The organism is Methylomonas rhizoryzae, assembly GCF_008632455.1.
In the GTDB taxonomy this organism is placed as follows: domain Bacteria; phylum Pseudomonadota; class Gammaproteobacteria; order Methylococcales; family Methylomonadaceae; genus Methylomonas; species Methylomonas rhizoryzae.
The window spans coordinates 752,393-769,508 of the sequence record NZ_CP043929.1 but is presented as its reverse complement, the minus strand read 5'-3'; the positions used below and the strand labels follow the sequence as shown (position 1 = coordinate 769,508).

The window sequence follows — 17,116 nt, the reverse complement described above, 5'->3', positions numbered from 1 at the left end:
GCCACTTTTTACCGCACGTTACCGGCAGATTCAGAGTGATCGGTTTCCGATTTTAAGTTCAGCGCCTTGGCTCTTTGTTCGTCTGTCATTCCGTAACGCGCAAAAGCCTGTGACATCAACACCAAAACAACACGCCGATTCTTGAACCGCCCCTCTTCGACACTGTTATCGGCAATAGGATGAAATTCTCCATACCCAACGGCTGATAAACGAGCAGGCGGGACACCGTTTTTGACTAACTCCTTCACAACCGTAGTAGCACGGGCTGAGGATAAATCCCAATTCGAAGGGTACAAACCTGTCGATATAGGCACATCGTCGGTATAGCCCTCTACATTGATGACATTGGGGACCGCCAATACAACCTCAGCCACTTTTTGCAAAACGGGCAGAGCTTTGCCGGATAACTCCGCTTTACCGCTAGCAAAAAGCAACTCGCTGTTCATTTCCAACTCAACCCAAAATTCGTGCTTGTTTATGCCGACTAATTGGCTTTCGACAAAAGGCTGCAATGCACGCTGAAACTCGTCGGATACTTCATCCAACCTTTGCTTTTCCTGCTTTATTTCTTCGCTAAGTTGATGCTCTTGTTCCGTAACCGTCATTAAATCCGGCAACTCGATAGGCTGTACACGGGTGGGAATAACCCCGATTTCTATCGGCTCGGCTTCCTTGACGATTTTTTCACTGTGAAATAAGGCTTGATCCAACGACTCGGAAAACGTCTCGTACTTCCCTTTGTTAACAGAGGATATCGAATACATCACGACAAAAAACGCGAACAGTAGGGTAATAAAATCCGCATAAGACACCATCCAGCGTTCGTGATGCTCCGCCTCCTCTATCATTTTTCTTCTGCGTCTGGCCATGGTACGAGCGTTATTTTTCCAACATAAAACCGGATAATTTCAGTTCTATGTTTCGGGGATTCTCGCCTTCTGCGATTGAAGAAACGCCTTCGATCACCATTTCCCGAGCTTGAGACGCCCTGAAAATGTGGGCTTTTAGTTTGTTAGCGATGGGAATAAACAATAAGTTCGCCAAGCCCACCCCATAGATAGTGGCAACGAATGCAGTGGCTATTCCGCTGCCGAGTAATTCCGGCTTTGCCAAGTTTTGCATCACGTGAATTAAACCAATAACTGCACCGATAATACCGATAGTCGGCGAATAGCCGCCCATAGCATCGAATACCCGTGCCGCTTGCATGTCCAAATGCTCTCTGGTCGTTAGTTCGACCTCCAAACAATCACGGATCACGTCCGGCTCGTTACCGTCTACTAAAAGTTGCAAGCCTTTTTTGGCAAATAGATCCCGTTCGGTTTCAATCAAGGATTCCAAGCCCAATAGGCCCTCTTTTCTGGCCATAGTACTCCAACGCACGATTTTCTCGATCTGCCGATTCAATTGAAAATTTTCCGGCCTAATGACCCAGATTGAGATACGTAAACAACGCAAAAACACTTTAGGCGGAAATTGCAACAGAGTAGCTCCCAATGTACCGCCAACCACGATCACGAAAGCGTGGAGGTTGATCAATGAATCCACATGGCCGCCCGCCATCATATTTCCACCAATGATGGCGGAAAACCCGACCAGAACACCAATAATGCTTAATATATCCATTCAATCAACTATTTGAAGCTGGTAAAAGTTTTGACCGCTAACTGTTCACGACCCTTTATCGCACTGACTCGCACCGGCGCTAAAACGTGCTGAAACTCGAGTTGCTTTAGATTACCCGCTTCAATCCCCCCGACTTTATCGACGCGACACTGCGCCAAACCCATTGAGGTTATCCGGCTTTTCTTTTATCTATCAAGAGAAATCCAGGTTAACCTGCATATCGTTTCATCAGGCCCGGAACATCCAAAATTAATGCTATTTTGCCGTCCCCGGTAATGGTCGCTCCGGCTAAACCATCCAAGCCGTGTAGTTTTGCGCCAAGAGCCTTAATCACAACTTCTTCCTGCCCTATCAATTGATCGACCACGAACCCCACCTGTCTGCCGCCGGCATTAACAACCACTACATGACTGCTGGTCACTTTTTTATTCACGGTGTAATAAGGGTCGTTCACCAGCCATTCGCTCAAGTAAAACAACGGCAAGGCACGATTTCTAACCATCACTACCAGTTGATTGTCGACTTTATTGGTCTTGGTCAGGTCCAAATCCAAAATCTCCAACACATTCGCCAACGGCAACGCAAATGCTTGCGCCCCCAGCTTCACCATCAAAGTGGGCATAATGGCCAGGGTCAGCGGGACTTTGATAATAATGTTGCTGCCCTTGCCTTCTACGGAATCGATTTCGACGACGCCGTTCATCTGCGCAATCCTGGTCTTAACCACGTCCATGCCAACGCCGCGGCCGGAAACGTCGGAAATTTCCGATTTGGTAGAAAAACCGGGTAGAAATATCAGGTTAAAACATTCCTTATCGTCCAATCTGGCAGCCGACTCTTCATCCATTAGGCCTTTTTCCACTACCTTGGCGCGCAACACATCGGGATTCATTCCTGTACCATCGTCGCGAATGGATAGCTCGATATGGTCGCCTTCCTGAGAGGCTTTCAACACCACCACCCCTTCCCGCGGCTTGCCTTTCGCCAAGCGCTCTTCCGGCATTTCTATACCATGGTCTACCGCATTTCTGACCAGATGCACCAAGGGATCGGCTAAGGCCTCCACCAAGTTTTTATCTAAATCGGTTTCTTCCCCCACCAATTCCAGGCGTATTTCCTTTTTCAAACTTCTTGCCAAATCGCGAACGACGCGAGGAAATCGTCCGAATACTTTTTTGATCGGTTGCATGCGGGTTTTCATAACCGCCAACTGCAAATCCGCGGTGACTACATCCAGGTTTGAAATGGCCTTAGATAATTGCTCATTGGCTTCCGCGCTGGCTTTGAGCGTTTGAAAACGATTTCTAACCAGCACTAACTCGCCGACCATGTTCATAATGTCGTCGAGAATTTGCGTATCAACCCTTACGGTTGTGTCAGTCTGCTGCGCCGGGACTTTTGACTTATCGCCCGGACTTTCCAAGGCTCCCGCTTTGGAAGCCGGTCTTACAAGCGGCTCCGAATCGGACTCGGCGACAGCAGGCGCAATAGGCTCGGGTTTCCGAGCGGCTACCGTAGGTTCCGATTTCGGCGGCTCCGGTGTTTTTGGGCTTGCAGGCAAGGAGGGCAAGTTTCGCACGTCGAACTTTCCTTTGCCGTGCAATTGATCCATGAGGTCGTCAAATTCCTGCTCGGTGATTTCTCCGGCATCGGCAATTTGAGGACCAGCTTGGCTTGGCGCTTTAAATTTTCCTTTGCCGTGCAACTCGTCCAATAACTCTTCGAATTCGTCTTCGCTAATCTCGTCGCCGATCGGCGGTTTCGGTTCTGCGGCTGGCTGCTTGATGGTTGGCGAACCGCCTTTTCCATGCAATGCGTCCAGTAAGTCTTCAAATTCCTGTTCGGTAATTTCGTCGCCGGCGTCGCCCGGCTCCTCACCGTCCCCCAGCTCATCCATGTTCAGCATGGACTCGAACTCTTGCACGACAATATCTTGTGCGGAACCAGACTTTACCTGCTGCACCGATTCTTGTTCCGCGGTAACGGCAGCCGGTTCGTTCGGCACTCCGTTACCACCGTCCGGAGTGGAATATAGCTTCAATCGCCCCATCAATTTAGGCGGTGCGGGCTGAGGATCGCGTCCGGCGCGTACCTCTCCGAACATTTCGTTAACCACATCCAACGTTTGAAGGATGACGTCCATTAAATCTGCCGAAACCGCACGCTCACCTTGCCGCAATACGTTAAAAACATCCTCGGCGGTATGACAAATTTCTACCAATTCGTGAATCGCCAAAAAACCTGCACCACCTTTTACGGTATGAAATCCTCGAAAAATCGCATTTAGCAATTCAGGGTCGTTAGGCGACTGTTCCAATTCGACCAATTGTTCGCCCAACTGATCGAGAATTTCACCAGCTTCAACCAAAAAGTCCTGCAAGATTTCGTCGTCAAGATCGATAGCCATGCCGTTCCCCTCAGAATCCCAGGCTAGACAATAAATCGTCCACGTCGACTTGACTGGTGGCAACGTCGCCCTGTCTGTCGTCGATACCGGGTACGACGGGGCCCGGCGGTGCATGCTGGGCGTCCTCTATCGCTCCTTTTTCGAACTTGCGTTTGCCCGAAATACTGATCAGTTTGACCATACTGCTTTCCAGCTCCTGAACCAGTTCTATCACTTTACGGATGATTTGACCGGTAATATCTTGAAACCCTTGTGCCATCAGAATGTCGTTCAAACCGGCTTGAACCTGTTCCAACTCGCCTTTGGATTTTTTAAAATGCCGGGAAATCTCGCCGGACATGGCTTTAAATTCCTCCAAAGGCATTTCTCTATCCAAAAAACGCGACCATTTTCCCGACAAAAGATCGACTTGATCGTTGAGTTCTTGAGAAATCGGCAGCAAATTCTCAACGGCAGTTAACGTTTGATTGGCTGCCTGCTCGGTCATCGCAATGACATAATGCAAACGTTCTTTAGCATCGGGAATATCTTGCTCCGTCATCACGGCGAACTTTGCATCCAAATTGAAACTGATCATGGTATCGTGCAACTGGCGCGTCAAACGCCCCAACTCTTTAAACAGTTGAGTTTCCCTGAGCCCGGCTAATTCGTCCAGCAATTCGTCCGCCATTGTTTGGTCTTTCGCCTCCAGTGCCGCCACCAAATTTTTGGCTAAGTCCAAAAGATCGCTCGTTGTATTCGAATCCACTACTTTCAACCTTCAATGCGTTCAAAGATTTTTTCGATTTTTTCCTTAAGCGTAGCCGCCGTGAACGGTTTAATGACGTATCCGTTCACCCCGGCTTGCGCAGCCATGATGATCTGCTCGCGCTTGGCTTCCGCAGTCACCATCAAAACCGGTAAGTTCGCCAAATGAGGATTAGCCCGAACGGCCTTCAACAAATCGATTCCGGTCATACCCGGCATGTTCCAATCGGTAATCAAAAAGTCGATGCCGCCTTTTTCCAAAATCGGTATCGCGGTTTTACCGTCGTCCGCTTCCACCGTGTTGGTAAACCCAAGGTCTTTCAATAAGTTCTTCACAATTCTCCGCATTGTCGAAAAGTCGTCGACAATCAGAATTTTCATGTTTTTATCCAAGGAAAATCTCCACCCAGATTACGTCGTCAAATTAAGTCGAAAAGGTCTGAAAACCAATGCAATTATCCTAAAAAACCAATAATTACTATGGTTTAATGCGGCCGCCATTATCATTTCCTTCCAGCCAATCTGCAAGCCTAGCCCTAAGACGCAATAATGCCTGACTACAGATTTGGCTCACTCTGGATTCGCTGACTTCCAACACTTGCCCAATCTCGCGCAAATTCAATTCTTCATCGTAATACAACGAAATGACCAAGCGCTCTCTTTCCGGCAAATCTGCGATCGCGTTGGCAAGTGCCTGTTGAAAACTTTGCTCTATAAATTGCTGCTCGGGATGATGCTGAGTATGGATTTCATCGATAACGCTATCTTCTCCTTGAATCAGCTCTTCCACGCTAAAGGTCTTACACGCCGCGGTATCCTGCAGAATATGCCGGTATTCCTCAAGCGATACGCCCATTTGTGCCGCGACTTCGGTTTCGTTAGCGTCTCTTCCCAGGCGATTTTCCACATTGCGTATAGCTTCGGCCGCCATACGCGCTTTTTTATGTACCGAGCGAGGCGTCCAATCTGCGCGACGTAATTCGTCCAGCATGGCTCCGCGGATGCGGATGCCGGCATAGGTTTCGAAACTGGCGCCCTGGCTGGCATCGTATTGCTTGACCGCTTCTAAAAGCCCCAACATGCCGGCCTGAATTAAATCTTCGATTTGTACGGTGTCGGGTAAACGCCCCATCAAATGGTAGGCAATGCGCTTGACTAACGGTGCATGCTGGATGACCCAATCATTGGCTCCACCCGCTTGCACAGCAGCATACATTGCCGCTCCGCTCATGCAACATCCTCTTGGGTACTGTACTGAATCATGCGTTCGACGAAAAATTCCAGATAACCGCCGGCTTTAGGCTTGATAGGCCAATGATCGATTTTTCTCGCCAAATTTTTAATGGCTAAAGCCGACTTGCTTTGCGGAAACGCCTCGACTACCGGCGTTTGCTTCTGAACCGATTTTTTCAGGTAATCGTCCATAGGCACCGCCCCGACGTAATGTAAGGCTACATCCAGATAACGGTCGGTCACCTTGCTTAACTTGCTGAACAGTGCTTGGCCGTGTTCGGCCGATTGCACCATGTTGGTAATGATGTGAAAACTATTCAATCCGTAATCGCGGTTGAGCAACTTGATATAGGCATAGGCGTCGGCCAACGAAGTCGGTTCGTCGCACACCACGACAATAATTTCCTGCGACGCCCTGGCAAAATTCACCACACTGGCGGAAATGCCGGCTGCGGTATCGACGATCAGGATATCCAGCTCTTTATCGATCTCGCTGAACGCTCTGATCAAGCCGGCCTGTTCGGCACTGCTCAATTCCGACATGCGTTGCACGCCGGAAGAGGCCGGAATAATTTTCAATCCGGCCGGTCCCAGCATCATGATTTGCTTCAAGGTTTTTTCGCCGCTCAACACGTGGGACAGGTTGAACTCCGGAAACATGCCCAACAAAATATCGACGTTGGCTAAGCCCATATCGGCGTCCAATATCGCCACTTGCCGGCCCGATTTGGCCAAAGCCACGCCGATGTTGACCGACAAATTGGTTTTGCCAACGCCACCTTTACCACTGGTGACCGCTATTACCCGAACCGGTTTCATCTGTCTCATGTTTCGTATTCCCGCTGCTTGATCCGACGACTTACGCATGGCCTTCCGCCAACCAACACTCTTGGTCCAGATCATCCATGTCGGAGTGCTCATCGTCCAACGTCATACAATGCTGTATCAAAGCTTCGGCTTCCGGCATATAAATGTCTTCAGGTACTTGTTGCCCGTCGGTTATATACGATAAAGGCATACGCCTTTCGATGAGCGCGGAGAGCGCTGAGGCCCTGCAAACCGCTTCGTCGAACTTGGTAAGTATAGTTGCTTGCGGCTCCAGCATACTAAACGCATCGATAATTTCCAGAGCCGCTTTATATTGAGTATTAGCCGACATGACTAAGTAGGAACGAATCGGTAAGTCGCCGTGCCGCAAAGTTTTGATTTGCTCGGCCAGGCGCAAATCGCGCTGACTCATGCCGGCGGTATCGATAAGTATTAAACGCTTGTCGCTAAAATCTTGGACGTGTTGGCACAATTCCTCGGCATCGCCGGCGATACGCACCGGAATATCCAGAATTTTTCCATACGTATTGATTTGCTCGTGAGCACCGATACGGTAATTATCCGTAGTGATCAAAGCAATTTGCCTGGAACCGTGCTTCAAAATATATTGCGCCGCCAGCTTCGCAATCGTAGTAGTTTTTCCGACTCCGGTAGAACCGACCAAAGCCGCTATGCCGCCCTGCTCCAGCAATCGGTCTTCCGCAATCGGCATCGCTCTGGCCAACATCTCTTGCGACTTGGCCCAAGCCTGTTCGAATTGTTGGTGGCCACCCAATCGATTGGCGACTTTGGTAGCCAATGTTTTGGAAAAGCCGCAATCGCTCAGCTTTTCCAACAATTCGCCGCGCAAGGGCTGGGCGTCGGGTAGCGGCAGTTGCGAAATATTCGACAGCTTGGCATCCAACAAAGCCCGCATATCCTTCATTTCACGGCGCATTTCTTCGAAAAACTTATCTTGAGCCAGATTGTTTAGCGCTGCCGGGTTTGCAGGCTCGTGCGGTTGCGGCTTATGCGCGCTTTCGGCACCCAATGCCCAGGCGGGCTTATCCGCCGCTTTCATTTTATCGGCAATTTTTTGCGCATTCACATTGCCTAACTGCACCTTTTCCGCATAGCCCAAGTACTGGTCCATGTTGCGCCGGATCGGACTTTCCGTTTCATTACCTTTCTTGCGAGCGCTGCTCAGCACGTGTATCGGCTTGTTCTCCCCTGAGAACTCGGGCAAATCGTGTTTTTTTTGCCGTCTGGCCGCCGCTTCCTGTTCCTGCTGTTGCTTTAGATTTTTTTGGATGACTTGTTCGTCGAAATCCCGAGCCGCCACAATTTCGACGCCGCCGTCCACCGAGCGGTTGGACATAATCACGGCATCCGCACCCAGCTCTTCTTTGACCATGCGCATGGCTTGGCGAATATCTGTTGCAAAAAAGCGTTTAATTTTCATCGCTTAACCTCGTTAATCGTTAACCGCGCTGTCCAACCGTAGACACCACGCGAATTTGCCTATCTTGCGGGATCTCGTTGTACGCCAACACGTGCAAGCCTGGAATCGAATGACGGACGAAACGAGCCAACCAAGGCCGGATGAACGAAGAAACCAGCAGCACTGCCGCTTGACCTTCCAATTCCATCCGTTGCGCACTTTCTTCCAAAGATTGGTGCATTTGTTCGGCCAATCCGGGCTCCAGCCCGGCGCCGCCTTCGCCCGCCGTCTGCAATGACTTATGCAATATTTGTTCCAGCCCCGGCTCTAAAGTTATTACCGGAATTTCCGCTTGTACTCCATTGATTTCATGGACAATTGACCGCCCTAAGGACGACCTCACGGCGGACGTCAACACGTCCGGATCTTGACTCTTGACCCCGTACTCCGCCAAAGTTTCGGCGATGGAACGAATGTCTCTTATCGGCACTCTCTCCTGCAGCAAATTCTGCAAGACCTTGACCATTAAACCGAGCGGCAAGGTCTTAGGGACCAGATCCTCGACCAACTTCGGCGCTACTTTCGCCAAGTTATCCAGTAATTGCTGAGCCTCCTCGTAGCCGAACAGTTCGTGCGCATTATTTTGCAAGATATGGCTCAAGTGCGTAGCCACGACGGTGCCCGGATCGACGACGGTATAACCTAAGGTTTGCGCATGATCTTTTTGTGCGACTTCAATCCATACCGCATCCAAGCCGAACGCCGGATCCTTACAGGCCACACCCTGCAAATTGCCGAATACTCGTCCTGGATTGATGGCCATTTCCTTTTCCGGCATGATGTCCGCCTCGCCTACGGTAACCCCCATCAACGAAATTCGGTAAGCGGTCGGCGACAAATCCAGATTATCGCGAATATGCACGGACGGAATTAAAAAACCCAATTCTTGCGACAGTTTTTTTCGAACCCCTTTGATACGGGTCATCAACTGCCCGCCCTGATTCCTGTCCACCAAGGGAATCAAGCGATAACCGACTTCCAAGCCTATCGTGTCGACCGGCATGACATCGTCCCAGCTCAATTCCTTGATTTCCGCTTTGGCCAACTGCTGCTGCGGAATCAGCATCCGCTCCATTTCCAACGCCTTTTCTTCTTCGCGTTTGCGCCGCTTGTCCAACAAATACGCCGCACCACCCAGCACCGAGGCCAACAAAATAAACACGACATTAGGCATGCCGGGGATGATGCCGAGCAGACCCATGACCACCGCGGTAACAATCAGGGTCCTAGGATCTTCGAACAATTGCGACGATACTTGCTGCCCTAAATCCTGCTTACTTCCCCTGACGCGCGTGACGACCATCGCCGACGCGACCGATAACAACAAGGCGGGAATCTGCGCCACCAAACCGTCACCGATAGTCAGCAATACGTAACGGTTTGCCGCATCCGCAAAACTCATGTCGTGTTGGCCGACGCCGATCGCCAAACCGCCGATGACGTTGACGAACAAAATGATGATGCCGGCCACGGCGTCGCCGCGCACGAATTTGCTGGCACCGTCCATGGAACCGTAAAAATCGGCTTCGGCTGCGACTTCTTCCCTACGCGCTCTCGCCTCGTCTTGATTGATTAAACCCGAGTTTAAATCGGCGTCTATCGCCATTTGCTTGCCGGGCATGGCGTCCAAGGTAAAACGGGCACTCACTTCGGCCACCCGGCCGGCCCCCTTGGTCACTACCACAAAGTTGATAATCACCAAGATCGCGAATACCACCACGCCTACCGCGAAATTTCCGCCAATCACGAACGACCCGAATGCTTCGATCACCTTGCCGGCCGCATCGCCCCCTTCGTGTCCTTTGATCAATACCACCCGGGTAGAAGCAACGTTCAAGGACAAGCGCAGCAGGGTTGCCACCAAAATCACGCTGGGAAACGAAGCGAATTCCAGCGGTTTCAGGGTGTATATCACTACTAGTAAGATGATGAGGGAAAAAGCAATATTGAAGGTAAAGAACAAATCCAGCAAAAATGCCGGCAACGGCAGCACCAACAGCGCCAAAAGCATGACGATAACCAGCGGAGCCCCCAAGCCCATGCCGGTCAGCGATTTGACGGTAGCAAATAATTTGGCGAAATCCATGACTGCTTGCGTTTAGGTTCTAAATTCGTCGGGCACTTGCACGTCGCTGGGCGGAGCCGGCTTAGTCCAGCCCTGTTTGGCGGCCGCCCGCAGTTGAAACACGTAGGCCAACACTTGAGCCACTGCCAGAAACAAGCCGCGCGGAATTTGCTGATTCAACTCGGTGGAATAATACAAAGCTCTGGCCAGTTGCGGCGCGGCCACCAAGGTCACTTTGTGCTCCAAGGCTATATTGCGTATTTGCGCGGCAATCAAATCCGTACCTTTAGCGACCAACACCGGAGCACCGGGCCCGTGCTGGTCGTATTGCAATGCGACGGCGAAATGAGTCGGATTGGTTACCACCACATCCGCCTTCGGGACAGCTTCCATCATTCGCCGCTGGGCTGCCTGCATCTGCAATTGACGAATCTTGCCTTTGATTTCCGGATTTCCTTCGGCGTCTTTGGCTTCGTCTTTGACTTCTTGCTTGGTCATCTTCAGCTGGCGCTGGTGATTCCATAACTGATAAGGCACGTCCAGCATCACTAACAGCAGAAAGGTCGCGCTCAAAATCAGCACGGCAAACACGATTTTGTTACCCACCTGGGTTAGCGCGGCTTCTAAATTTTGTTGGCTCAAGCTCATGAAATAGTCAATGTTTAACTTAAACAAATTCCATGCAACGAAGCCGATTAACACGACCTTGAGTATGGCCTTGACCAGCTCTACGACACCTTGAATCCCGAAAATTTTTTTTATGCCCTGTAAAGGATTTAATTTGGAAAACTTGGGTTCGAACGCCTCCGAGCTAAAATTCCAGCCTCCCATCATCAATGGCGTCAATAAATCGGCCACCAGCAATACAAGCATAAACGGCGCCACAATCGAGAATCCGGTTTCGAATGCCTGCTTGAAATAAGCGACGGATATGGCCGGGTCGAAAATTCTCTCCCGCGGCACATAAAGGTGGCGTCTTAGCATTTCCAACAAGTTTTGCGTCATATAGCCGCCGGTATAAAAAAACAGGGCGGCACTAACCATCAAGGTCACAAAAGTGTTCAATTCCTTGGAACGGGGAACCTGGCCTTTCTTACGCGATTCGGAGATTCGCTTACCGGTAGGGTCTTCGGTTTTGTCGTCGGAATCGTCCGCCATCTAAGACAGCCTCAACAATTCGCCGACCAATTTAAAGCCTTGCTGCAGCATGTCGGTAAAGGCGTCCAGCATCTCTACGATACCTATCCAAACCAATGCCATACCCAACAATATCGTGATAGGAAAGCCGACCCCGAACAATTGCAGTTGCGGGGCCGCTTTAGAGGCAATCCCAAAACAAATGTTGACGAACAACAACGTCGAGATGACCGGCAGTGCCAACAGCAAACCGCCGGCGAAAATTTGCGAACTCCAACTGATCATGCGCCATAAATCGTCCGTTTGCAGACCGGAAACGGCAACAGGCAAGGTATAAAAGCTTTGCGCCAACATTTCTATCAACAGCAAATGCCCGTCTACCGCCAAAAAAGTCAAACTGGAAGCAATGATGAACAATTGGGCGATCACCGGCGTTTGCACGCCGGTTGTCGGATCGACCAACGAGGCAAAGCCTAATCCCATGCTGTAGGCTATCGACTGTCCGGCAAACAACATGATGGAAAACACCATTTGTAAAATAAAGCCGGTCGCTAGACCTATGAGCAATTGCTGTACGGTCACCATCCAGCCGGCCGCGCTGAACGGCGGAATGTCCGGCATTTGGGGTAACACCGGATAAAGGGTCATGGTAATCAACAAGCTCAAAAACACTTTTAATTTTGCCGGCACCGTATTGACGCTAATCACGGGCATCGACAAAAACATCGAACTGATGCGTAAAAATGGCCAGAAAAACGCGACAAGGTAAGCGATGAGCTGGTCTTCGCTGAAGTTCATCCTATGATATGCGGTATTTCGCGCATCAAATCTTGAAAGTAATCGATCAGCATTTGCAGCATGCCCGGTCCGGCTATCATCAGCACGATAATGATGGTGGCCAATTTCGGGATGAAGGTTAGGGTTTGTTCCTGAATCGACGTAGCCGCCTGGAACATGGAGACGAGTAGCCCCACCGCTAGAGAAGACAACAACACCGGCCCCATTAACTTCACCGATATCCATACCGTTTCTTGGGCAATGACCGAAATCGTTTCCGGAACCATGGTTTTAGCCGATTAAACGTAAAAACTTGCCGCTAGCATTTCCAGCACCAGCGACCAACCGTCCGCCAACACGAACAGCATCAACTTAAAGGGTAACGATACGATCATTGGCGAAAGCATCATCATGCCCATAGACATCAATACGCTGGCAACCACCATGTCTATCACCAGGAACGGCAAAAAAATTAAAAAACCGATTTGAAAACCGGTTTTAAGCTCGCTGGTCACGTAGGCCGGGACCAAGATCGAAAAAGGTACCTCTTCCGGCTTATCGATGCTCTCCCGCCCGGAAATCCTGACAAACATGTCGATATCCGTTTCCCGGGTTTGCCGGAGCATAAATTGCTTAAAGGGCTCGGAGGCATTAGCAATGGCCGTTGTAATATCGATTTTCTCTTCCAGATAGGGCTGAATCGCGGTGTCGTTGACCTTGTCCAGAACCGGCATCATGATAAATGCGGTCAAAAACAACGATAAGCCCAACAATACTTGATTGCTCGGCGCTTGCTGGGTACCTATCGCCTGACGCAACAAACCAAGCACTATCATGATGCGCGTGAAAGACGTCATGGTCAGTAGCAATGCCGGCAGCAAGGTCAGCATCGTCATGATGGCCAAGATCTGGATGGTAACCGTGTAGGTTTCACCGCCCTTCGCATTGCTAGTCACGGTAATCGCCTCGATTCCCGGGGGCGCCGCTTGAACCTCAGCCAAGCCTAACAACCATAATCCGACGCATGCCCCCAAGCAATAAAGCTTACGCATGGTTCTTGGCCTGAATTAAGCGTTGCAATTTATCGGCGAACGTTTCGCCGTCCGCTCCTGCGATTGGATCCCCCACAAACAAGCGAGCATCGCCGTCCAATTCCAATAACTTGTCGATACGCCCCGGCGTAACACCCAATAGCAATTGTTTGTCCCCAACCCGGACTAACACCAGTCTTTCCCGCATACCGATTGAAAGTCCGGCGATGACGGACAATTGCCCTTTTTCGCTACGCGTCAGAGTTCCGCTACGCCTTAACAGCCAAACCAAGCCGGCAAAGATAGCCAGCACCAGCAATAACGACACCAACCATTGGCCGACCGTGGCCAAGCTCAACACGGAATGATGCGCCTCATCCGCCCCACCGACGCCGGCATGACCGTCAACATAGATCAGAGTGACCGCAATGCAGACAAGCGCTCTTAGAATAGGCATCAGCCTAACTTTCTCACGCGTTCGGACGGACTAATAATGTCGGTCAACCGAATTCCGAATTTATCGTTTACGACGACGACTTCGCCGTGTGCGACCAAGGTTCCATTCACTAACACGTCCATAGGTTCGCCGGCGAAGCGGTCCAACTCCACTACCGAACCTTGATTCAATTGCAAAAGGTTGCGAATGTTGATTTTTGTCCGCCCTATCTCCAACGATACGGTTACCGGCACGTCCAAAATCACGTCTAATCTAACTTCGTCGCCGCCTATCGGCTTAGTCTTGGTTTCGCTAAGATGCGGAAACTCGGCCGCTTCGTAACCCGGATTCTTGCCTGCCGCACTTTGTTCTTTTAGAGCATCACCCCAATCCGCTTCGGCCTGGGCTTGTTCATTCATGGCAGCAGCCCAATCATCGCCCATTTCATCGTTTTCGCCCATATCACTCGCCTCGTCTTATTCGTTACAGGTTATCAAGCGACATCTTCTCAATTATTTCAACTGCATAATTGCCGTCCGACAAACCAAGCTTTCCTCTGAAGATAGGGACGCATTCCACTTCCAACACCACAGTTTCGGGCATTTCTATGGGAATGACATCACCTTTCTTCAATTCGATAATTTCGCTGATCAACATTTCCTTTTCTATTAAATTGCTATTCAGCGTCACCTCGCTACGCATTACTTCAGCACGCAACGACTCTTGCCAACGACCATCGACCTCGCCCCTGTCGCTCGTCACCGCATCAAGCAGTTCCCGGATGGGCTCTATCATGGTGTAAGGCATGGCTACGTTGATATCGCCACCGCCGCCCTCTAATTCGACGTGTATCGTCGAAATCACCACAATTTCCGACGGGCTGACGATATTGGCGAATTGCGGATTGACCTCCGAATTGATATATCCGAAATCCATATCCATAACCGGCTTCCATGCTTCGGTCAAATCTTTGAATATCATGTCGATGATCAATCGAATGATACGCATCTCAGTCGGAGTAAATTCCCTTCCTTCTACTTTGTTATAGAATTGGCCGCCGCCTCCGAAAAAGTTGTCCACCGCGGTAAAAACCAATCGAGGTTCCATGACGATCAACGCTCTGCCGCGTAGCGGCGACATTCTGATGACGTTCAAATTGGTCGGAACAAACAAACTTTGGATAAATTCCGAAAATTTTTGTACTTGAATCCCGGAAACAGAGATTTCGGCGGCTCTACGTAAAAAATTGAATAACGAAATTCGAAAATAACGAGCAAACCGCTCGTTCACCATTTCCAGCGTCGGCATCCTGCCGCGCACGATACGTTCCTGACTGGTAAAGTCGTAAGTCCTTATTGCCTTACTGAGTTCCTCATCTTCGAATCCGGTATCGATATCGCCGTCGTCGACGCCATGCAATAGCGCATCGATTTCGTCTTGTGAAAGTAAATCCGCGGTAGACATTTACTGCATCACAAATTCGGTGAAATACACGTCTTTGACGCTGTTTTTGCCAGCCATCTTTTCAAGCACCTTGCCAACCTCGCTAAGCATCGACGCTTGCAGCTCTTTTTTGCCTTCTAAGGTTTTCGCCTTATCGGCGCCTATGGCACTAATCGCCATCAACAAATTATTCCTAATCATAGGCTCATGTTTTTTCAAGGCTTCTACACTGGCGTCACCTTTAGCCTGAATCGATACCGATATTTTAATGATCCGCGCGCTTGAACCGGCAGGATAATTCACAAGTAACGGACTGGACATTTCATAATAAACGTCCGGCTCAACTACCGGGTGCTCAGCCTCTTCCGGTTTTGCCGCCTTTTCCTGTTGATCGCTTTTATGCTCCTTCGATACCTCATCGGCTTTGTTTAATACCAGAAAGTAATAACCGGCACCGCCACCTCCTAAAAGCAAAATGATCAGCACGATAATGATCAACCACTTTTTCGAAGACTTGGTTTCACCTTCTTTAGAAGTCTTTTCCGCCATAACTTACCTTGTGAATGTGTTTAAGCACGAATTGAGCCACTGTATTCGGACAACTACCCGCCTAGTCTAGACTTACTTTTAGTGAATTTTTACTAGAAATCGGCCGGCTATGGAAGTGTAGGCAGCAAGCGGCCTATTGTCATCTGTCGCACCAACAGAAATAACGCCGGGTCAGGGTTAACGCGCGTCAAAAACTCGGCGCGTCAAAGAAGGGGAGCGGCACTCACATTTACTTGCGAATGCCGCAGGAAAAGAAGGCTTAAAGCGAATTTGTAGCGTTTAAATCTTGGAAAGCCTGCTCCAACCTAGTCGCCATACCGACTTGACCGGCACGTTGCCATACACGCGGATCATAGTATTTTTTGTTCGGCTTGTCGGCACCTTCCGGATTACCGATTTGCCCTTGCAAATAGCCTTCGTTTTTCTTGTAGTAATTCATCACACCTTCCCAACTTGCCCATTGCGTATCGGTGTCGATGTTCATTTTCACTACACCGTAGCTAATTGACTCTCTGATTTCTTCCGGTGACGAGCCTGAGCCACCGTGGAACACGAAAGTTAAGGACTTATCGGGCAAGCCGAATTTTTCGGACACATACTTTTGCGAGTTATCCAGAATTTTCGGAGTCAGCTTGACGTTACCGGGAGAATACACGCCATGTACGTTCCCGAAGGAAGCCGCAATCGTGAAATTAGGACTGATTTTGCTCAAATGCTCGTAGGCATAGGCCACATCTTCCGGTTGGGTATACAACGCCGAATGATCCATGCCGCTGTTATCCACCCCATCTTCTTCGCCGCCGGTACAGCCCAGTTCGATTTCCAGGGTCATACCCATTTTATTCATGCGTTCCAAATACTTGGCACAAATTTCGATATTTTCTTGCAGACTCTCTTCCGAAAGATCCAGCATATGCGAACTGAATAAAGGTTTGCCGGTAGCCGCAAAATGTTTTTCGCCGGCGTCCAGCATACCGTCTACCCAAGGCAACAATTTTTTCGCTGCGTGGTCGGTGTGCAAAATAACTGGCACACCGTAGAGTTCCGCCATTGCATGTACATGGTGAGCTCCTGAAATCGCACCGGCAATGGAGCAACCTTGTCCTTCCAATTTCAAGCCCTTACCCGCTACAAATGCTGCCCCACCGTTTGAAAACTGGATAATTACGGCCGAGCGGGCTTTTGCCGCCGCCTCCAATACCGCGTTAATGGTGTCGGTGCTAATCACGTTAACCGCCGGCAGCGCAAAGTTATTAGCTTTGCAAACTGCAAAAACTTTTTGTACATCGTCCCCGGTTACGACGCCCGGTTTAACTACATCTAAAATTTTTTGAGACATCTAATATTCCTGTTAAAA

At 49.8% G+C, this 17,116-nt stretch carries 18 protein-coding genes; all 18 read right to left on the bottom strand.

Annotation, left to right across the window (positions count from 1 at the left end):
* Nucleotides 1-8 precede the first annotated feature (8 nt).
* A complete protein-coding gene (gene motD, locus F1E05_RS03670; RefSeq protein ID WP_150046838.1) occupies nt 9-869 on the bottom strand; it encodes a flagellar motor protein MotD in 861 nt (286 codons plus the stop codon).
* Nucleotides 870-879: 10 nt separating this feature from the next.
* Entirely contained in the window at nt 880-1,626 is a 747-nt protein-coding gene (locus F1E05_RS03665) for a flagellar motor protein (protein ID WP_150046836.1), read from the bottom strand.
* Nucleotides 1,627-1,834: 208 nt separating this feature from the next.
* Nucleotides 1,835-4,033, bottom strand: a complete 2,199-nt coding sequence (locus F1E05_RS03660; protein ID WP_150046834.1) for a chemotaxis protein CheA — start codon at nt 4,031-4,033, stop codon at nt 1,835-1,837.
* 10 nt (nt 4,034-4,043) lie between these two features.
* Nucleotides 4,044-4,754 (bottom strand): protein phosphatase CheZ, encoded by a 711-nt coding sequence (locus tag F1E05_RS03655; RefSeq protein WP_232056764.1) that lies wholly within the window; start codon nt 4,752-4,754, stop codon nt 4,044-4,046.
* A 32-nt stretch (nt 4,755-4,786) separates the two neighbouring features.
* Nucleotides 4,787-5,161, bottom strand: a complete 375-nt coding sequence (locus tag F1E05_RS03650) for a chemotaxis response regulator CheY (RefSeq protein WP_456299306.1) — start codon at nt 5,159-5,161, stop codon at nt 4,787-4,789.
* A gap of 97 nt (nt 5,162-5,258) precedes the next feature.
* Complete coding sequence (locus F1E05_RS03645; RefSeq protein WP_232056763.1) at nt 5,259-6,011, bottom strand: RNA polymerase sigma factor FliA; 753 nt, start codon at nt 6,009-6,011, stop codon at nt 5,259-5,261.
* Complete coding sequence (locus F1E05_RS03640; RefSeq protein WP_197737411.1) at nt 6,008-6,841, bottom strand: MinD/ParA family protein; 834 nt, start codon at nt 6,839-6,841, stop codon at nt 6,008-6,010. The genes F1E05_RS03645 and F1E05_RS03640 overlap by 4 nt, the downstream gene beginning before the upstream one ends.
* Before the next feature lie 31 nt (nt 6,842-6,872).
* Complete coding sequence (gene flhF, locus F1E05_RS03635; RefSeq protein WP_150046828.1) at nt 6,873-8,282, bottom strand: flagellar biosynthesis protein FlhF; 1,410 nt, start codon at nt 8,280-8,282, stop codon at nt 6,873-6,875.
* A gap of 19 nt (nt 8,283-8,301) precedes the next feature.
* Nucleotides 8,302-10,407: a flagellar biosynthesis protein FlhA gene (flhA, locus tag F1E05_RS03630; protein ID WP_150046827.1), complete on the bottom strand. Its 2,106-nt coding sequence runs from the start codon at nt 10,405-10,407 to the stop codon at nt 8,302-8,304.
* 12 nt (nt 10,408-10,419) lie between these two features.
* Nucleotides 10,420-11,544, bottom strand: a complete 1,125-nt coding sequence (gene flhB / locus F1E05_RS03625; protein ID WP_150046825.1) for a flagellar biosynthesis protein FlhB — start codon at nt 11,542-11,544, stop codon at nt 10,420-10,422.
* Nucleotides 11,545-12,321 (bottom strand): flagellar biosynthetic protein FliR, encoded by a 777-nt coding sequence (fliR, locus tag F1E05_RS03620; RefSeq protein WP_150046823.1) that lies wholly within the window; start codon nt 12,319-12,321, stop codon nt 11,545-11,547.
* On the bottom strand, nt 12,318-12,587 hold the full coding sequence (gene fliQ / locus F1E05_RS03615) for a flagellar biosynthesis protein FliQ (protein WP_150046821.1): 270 nt from the start codon (nt 12,585-12,587) through the stop codon (nt 12,318-12,320). The genes fliR and fliQ overlap by 4 nt, the downstream gene beginning before the upstream one ends.
* 12 nt (nt 12,588-12,599) lie before the next feature.
* On the bottom strand, nt 12,600-13,352 hold the full coding sequence (gene fliP, locus F1E05_RS03610; RefSeq protein WP_150046819.1) for a flagellar type III secretion system pore protein FliP: 753 nt from the start codon (nt 13,350-13,352) through the stop codon (nt 12,600-12,602).
* Nucleotides 13,345-13,788 carry a flagellar biosynthetic protein FliO gene (gene fliO / locus F1E05_RS03605; protein ID WP_150046817.1) on the bottom strand — a complete coding sequence of 148 codons (444 nt, stop codon included), beginning with the start codon at nt 13,786-13,788 and terminating at the stop codon, nt 13,345-13,347. The genes fliP and fliO overlap by 8 nt, the downstream gene beginning before the upstream one ends.
* Nucleotides 13,788-14,228 (bottom strand): flagellar motor switch protein FliN, encoded by a 441-nt coding sequence (gene fliN / locus F1E05_RS03600; RefSeq protein ID WP_150046815.1) that lies wholly within the window; start codon nt 14,226-14,228, stop codon nt 13,788-13,790. The genes fliO and fliN overlap by 1 nt, the downstream gene beginning before the upstream one ends.
* Before the next feature lie 22 nt (nt 14,229-14,250).
* Entirely contained in the window at nt 14,251-15,231 is a 981-nt protein-coding gene (fliM, locus tag F1E05_RS03595; RefSeq protein WP_150046813.1) for a flagellar motor switch protein FliM, read from the bottom strand.
* The gene (locus F1E05_RS03590) at nt 15,232-15,759 is read right to left on the bottom strand and encodes a flagellar basal body-associated FliL family protein (protein WP_150046811.1); all 528 of its coding nucleotides are present in this window, start codon (nt 15,757-15,759) and stop codon (nt 15,232-15,234) included.
* Between the two features lie 259 nt (nt 15,760-16,018).
* Nucleotides 16,019-17,098, bottom strand: a complete 1,080-nt coding sequence (fbaA, locus tag F1E05_RS03585; RefSeq protein ID WP_150046809.1) for a class II fructose-bisphosphate aldolase — start codon at nt 17,096-17,098, stop codon at nt 16,019-16,021.
* Between the last annotated feature and the right edge of the window lie 18 nt (nt 17,099-17,116).

Coding starts and splice junctions, on each gene's coding strand:
- flhB (WP_150046825.1), bottom strand. CDS start 11,544: ATGGCGGACGATTCCGACGACAAAACCGAAGACCCTACCGGTAAGCGA.
- fliQ (WP_150046821.1), bottom strand. CDS start 12,587: ATGGTTCCGGAAACGATTTCGGTCATTGCCCAAGAAACGGTATGGATA.
- flhF (WP_150046828.1), bottom strand. CDS start 8,282: ATGAAAATTAAACGCTTTTTTGCAACAGATATTCGCCAAGCCATGCGC.
- F1E05_RS03665 (WP_150046836.1), bottom strand. CDS start 1,626: ATGGATATATTAAGCATTATTGGTGTTCTGGTCGGGTTTTCCGCCATC.
- fliP (WP_150046819.1), bottom strand. CDS start 13,352: ATGCGTAAGCTTTATTGCTTGGGGGCATGCGTCGGATTATGGTTGTTA.
- fliN (WP_150046815.1), bottom strand. CDS start 14,228: ATGGGCGAAAACGATGAAATGGGCGATGATTGGGCTGCTGCCATGAAT.
- F1E05_RS03660 (WP_150046834.1), bottom strand. CDS start 4,033: ATGGCTATCGATCTTGACGACGAAATCTTGCAGGACTTTTTGGTTGAA.
- fliM (WP_150046813.1), bottom strand. CDS start 15,231: ATGTCTACCGCGGATTTACTTTCACAAGACGAAATCGATGCGCTATTG.
- F1E05_RS03640 (WP_197737411.1), bottom strand. CDS start 6,841: ATGAGACAGATGAAACCGGTTCGGGTAATAGCGGTCACCAGTGGTAAA.
- F1E05_RS03590 (WP_150046811.1), bottom strand. CDS start 15,759: ATGGCGGAAAAGACTTCTAAAGAAGGTGAAACCAAGTCTTCGAAAAAG.
- fbaA (WP_150046809.1), bottom strand. CDS start 17,098: ATGTCTCAAAAAATTTTAGATGTAGTTAAACCGGGCGTCGTAACCGGG.
- fliO (WP_150046817.1), bottom strand. CDS start 13,788: ATGCCTATTCTAAGAGCGCTTGTCTGCATTGCGGTCACTCTGATCTAT.
- fliR (WP_150046823.1), bottom strand. CDS start 12,321: ATGAACTTCAGCGAAGACCAGCTCATCGCTTACCTTGTCGCGTTTTTC.
- F1E05_RS03650 (WP_456299306.1), bottom strand. CDS start 5,161: ATGAAAATTCTGATTGTCGACGACTTTTCGACAATGCGGAGAATTGTG.
- F1E05_RS03645 (WP_232056763.1), bottom strand. CDS start 6,011: ATGAGCGGAGCGGCAATGTATGCTGCTGTGCAAGCGGGTGGAGCCAAT.
- motD (WP_150046838.1), bottom strand. CDS start 869: ATGGCCAGACGCAGAAGAAAAATGATAGAGGAGGCGGAGCATCACGAA.
- flhA (WP_150046827.1), bottom strand. CDS start 10,407: ATGGATTTCGCCAAATTATTTGCTACCGTCAAATCGCTGACCGGCATG.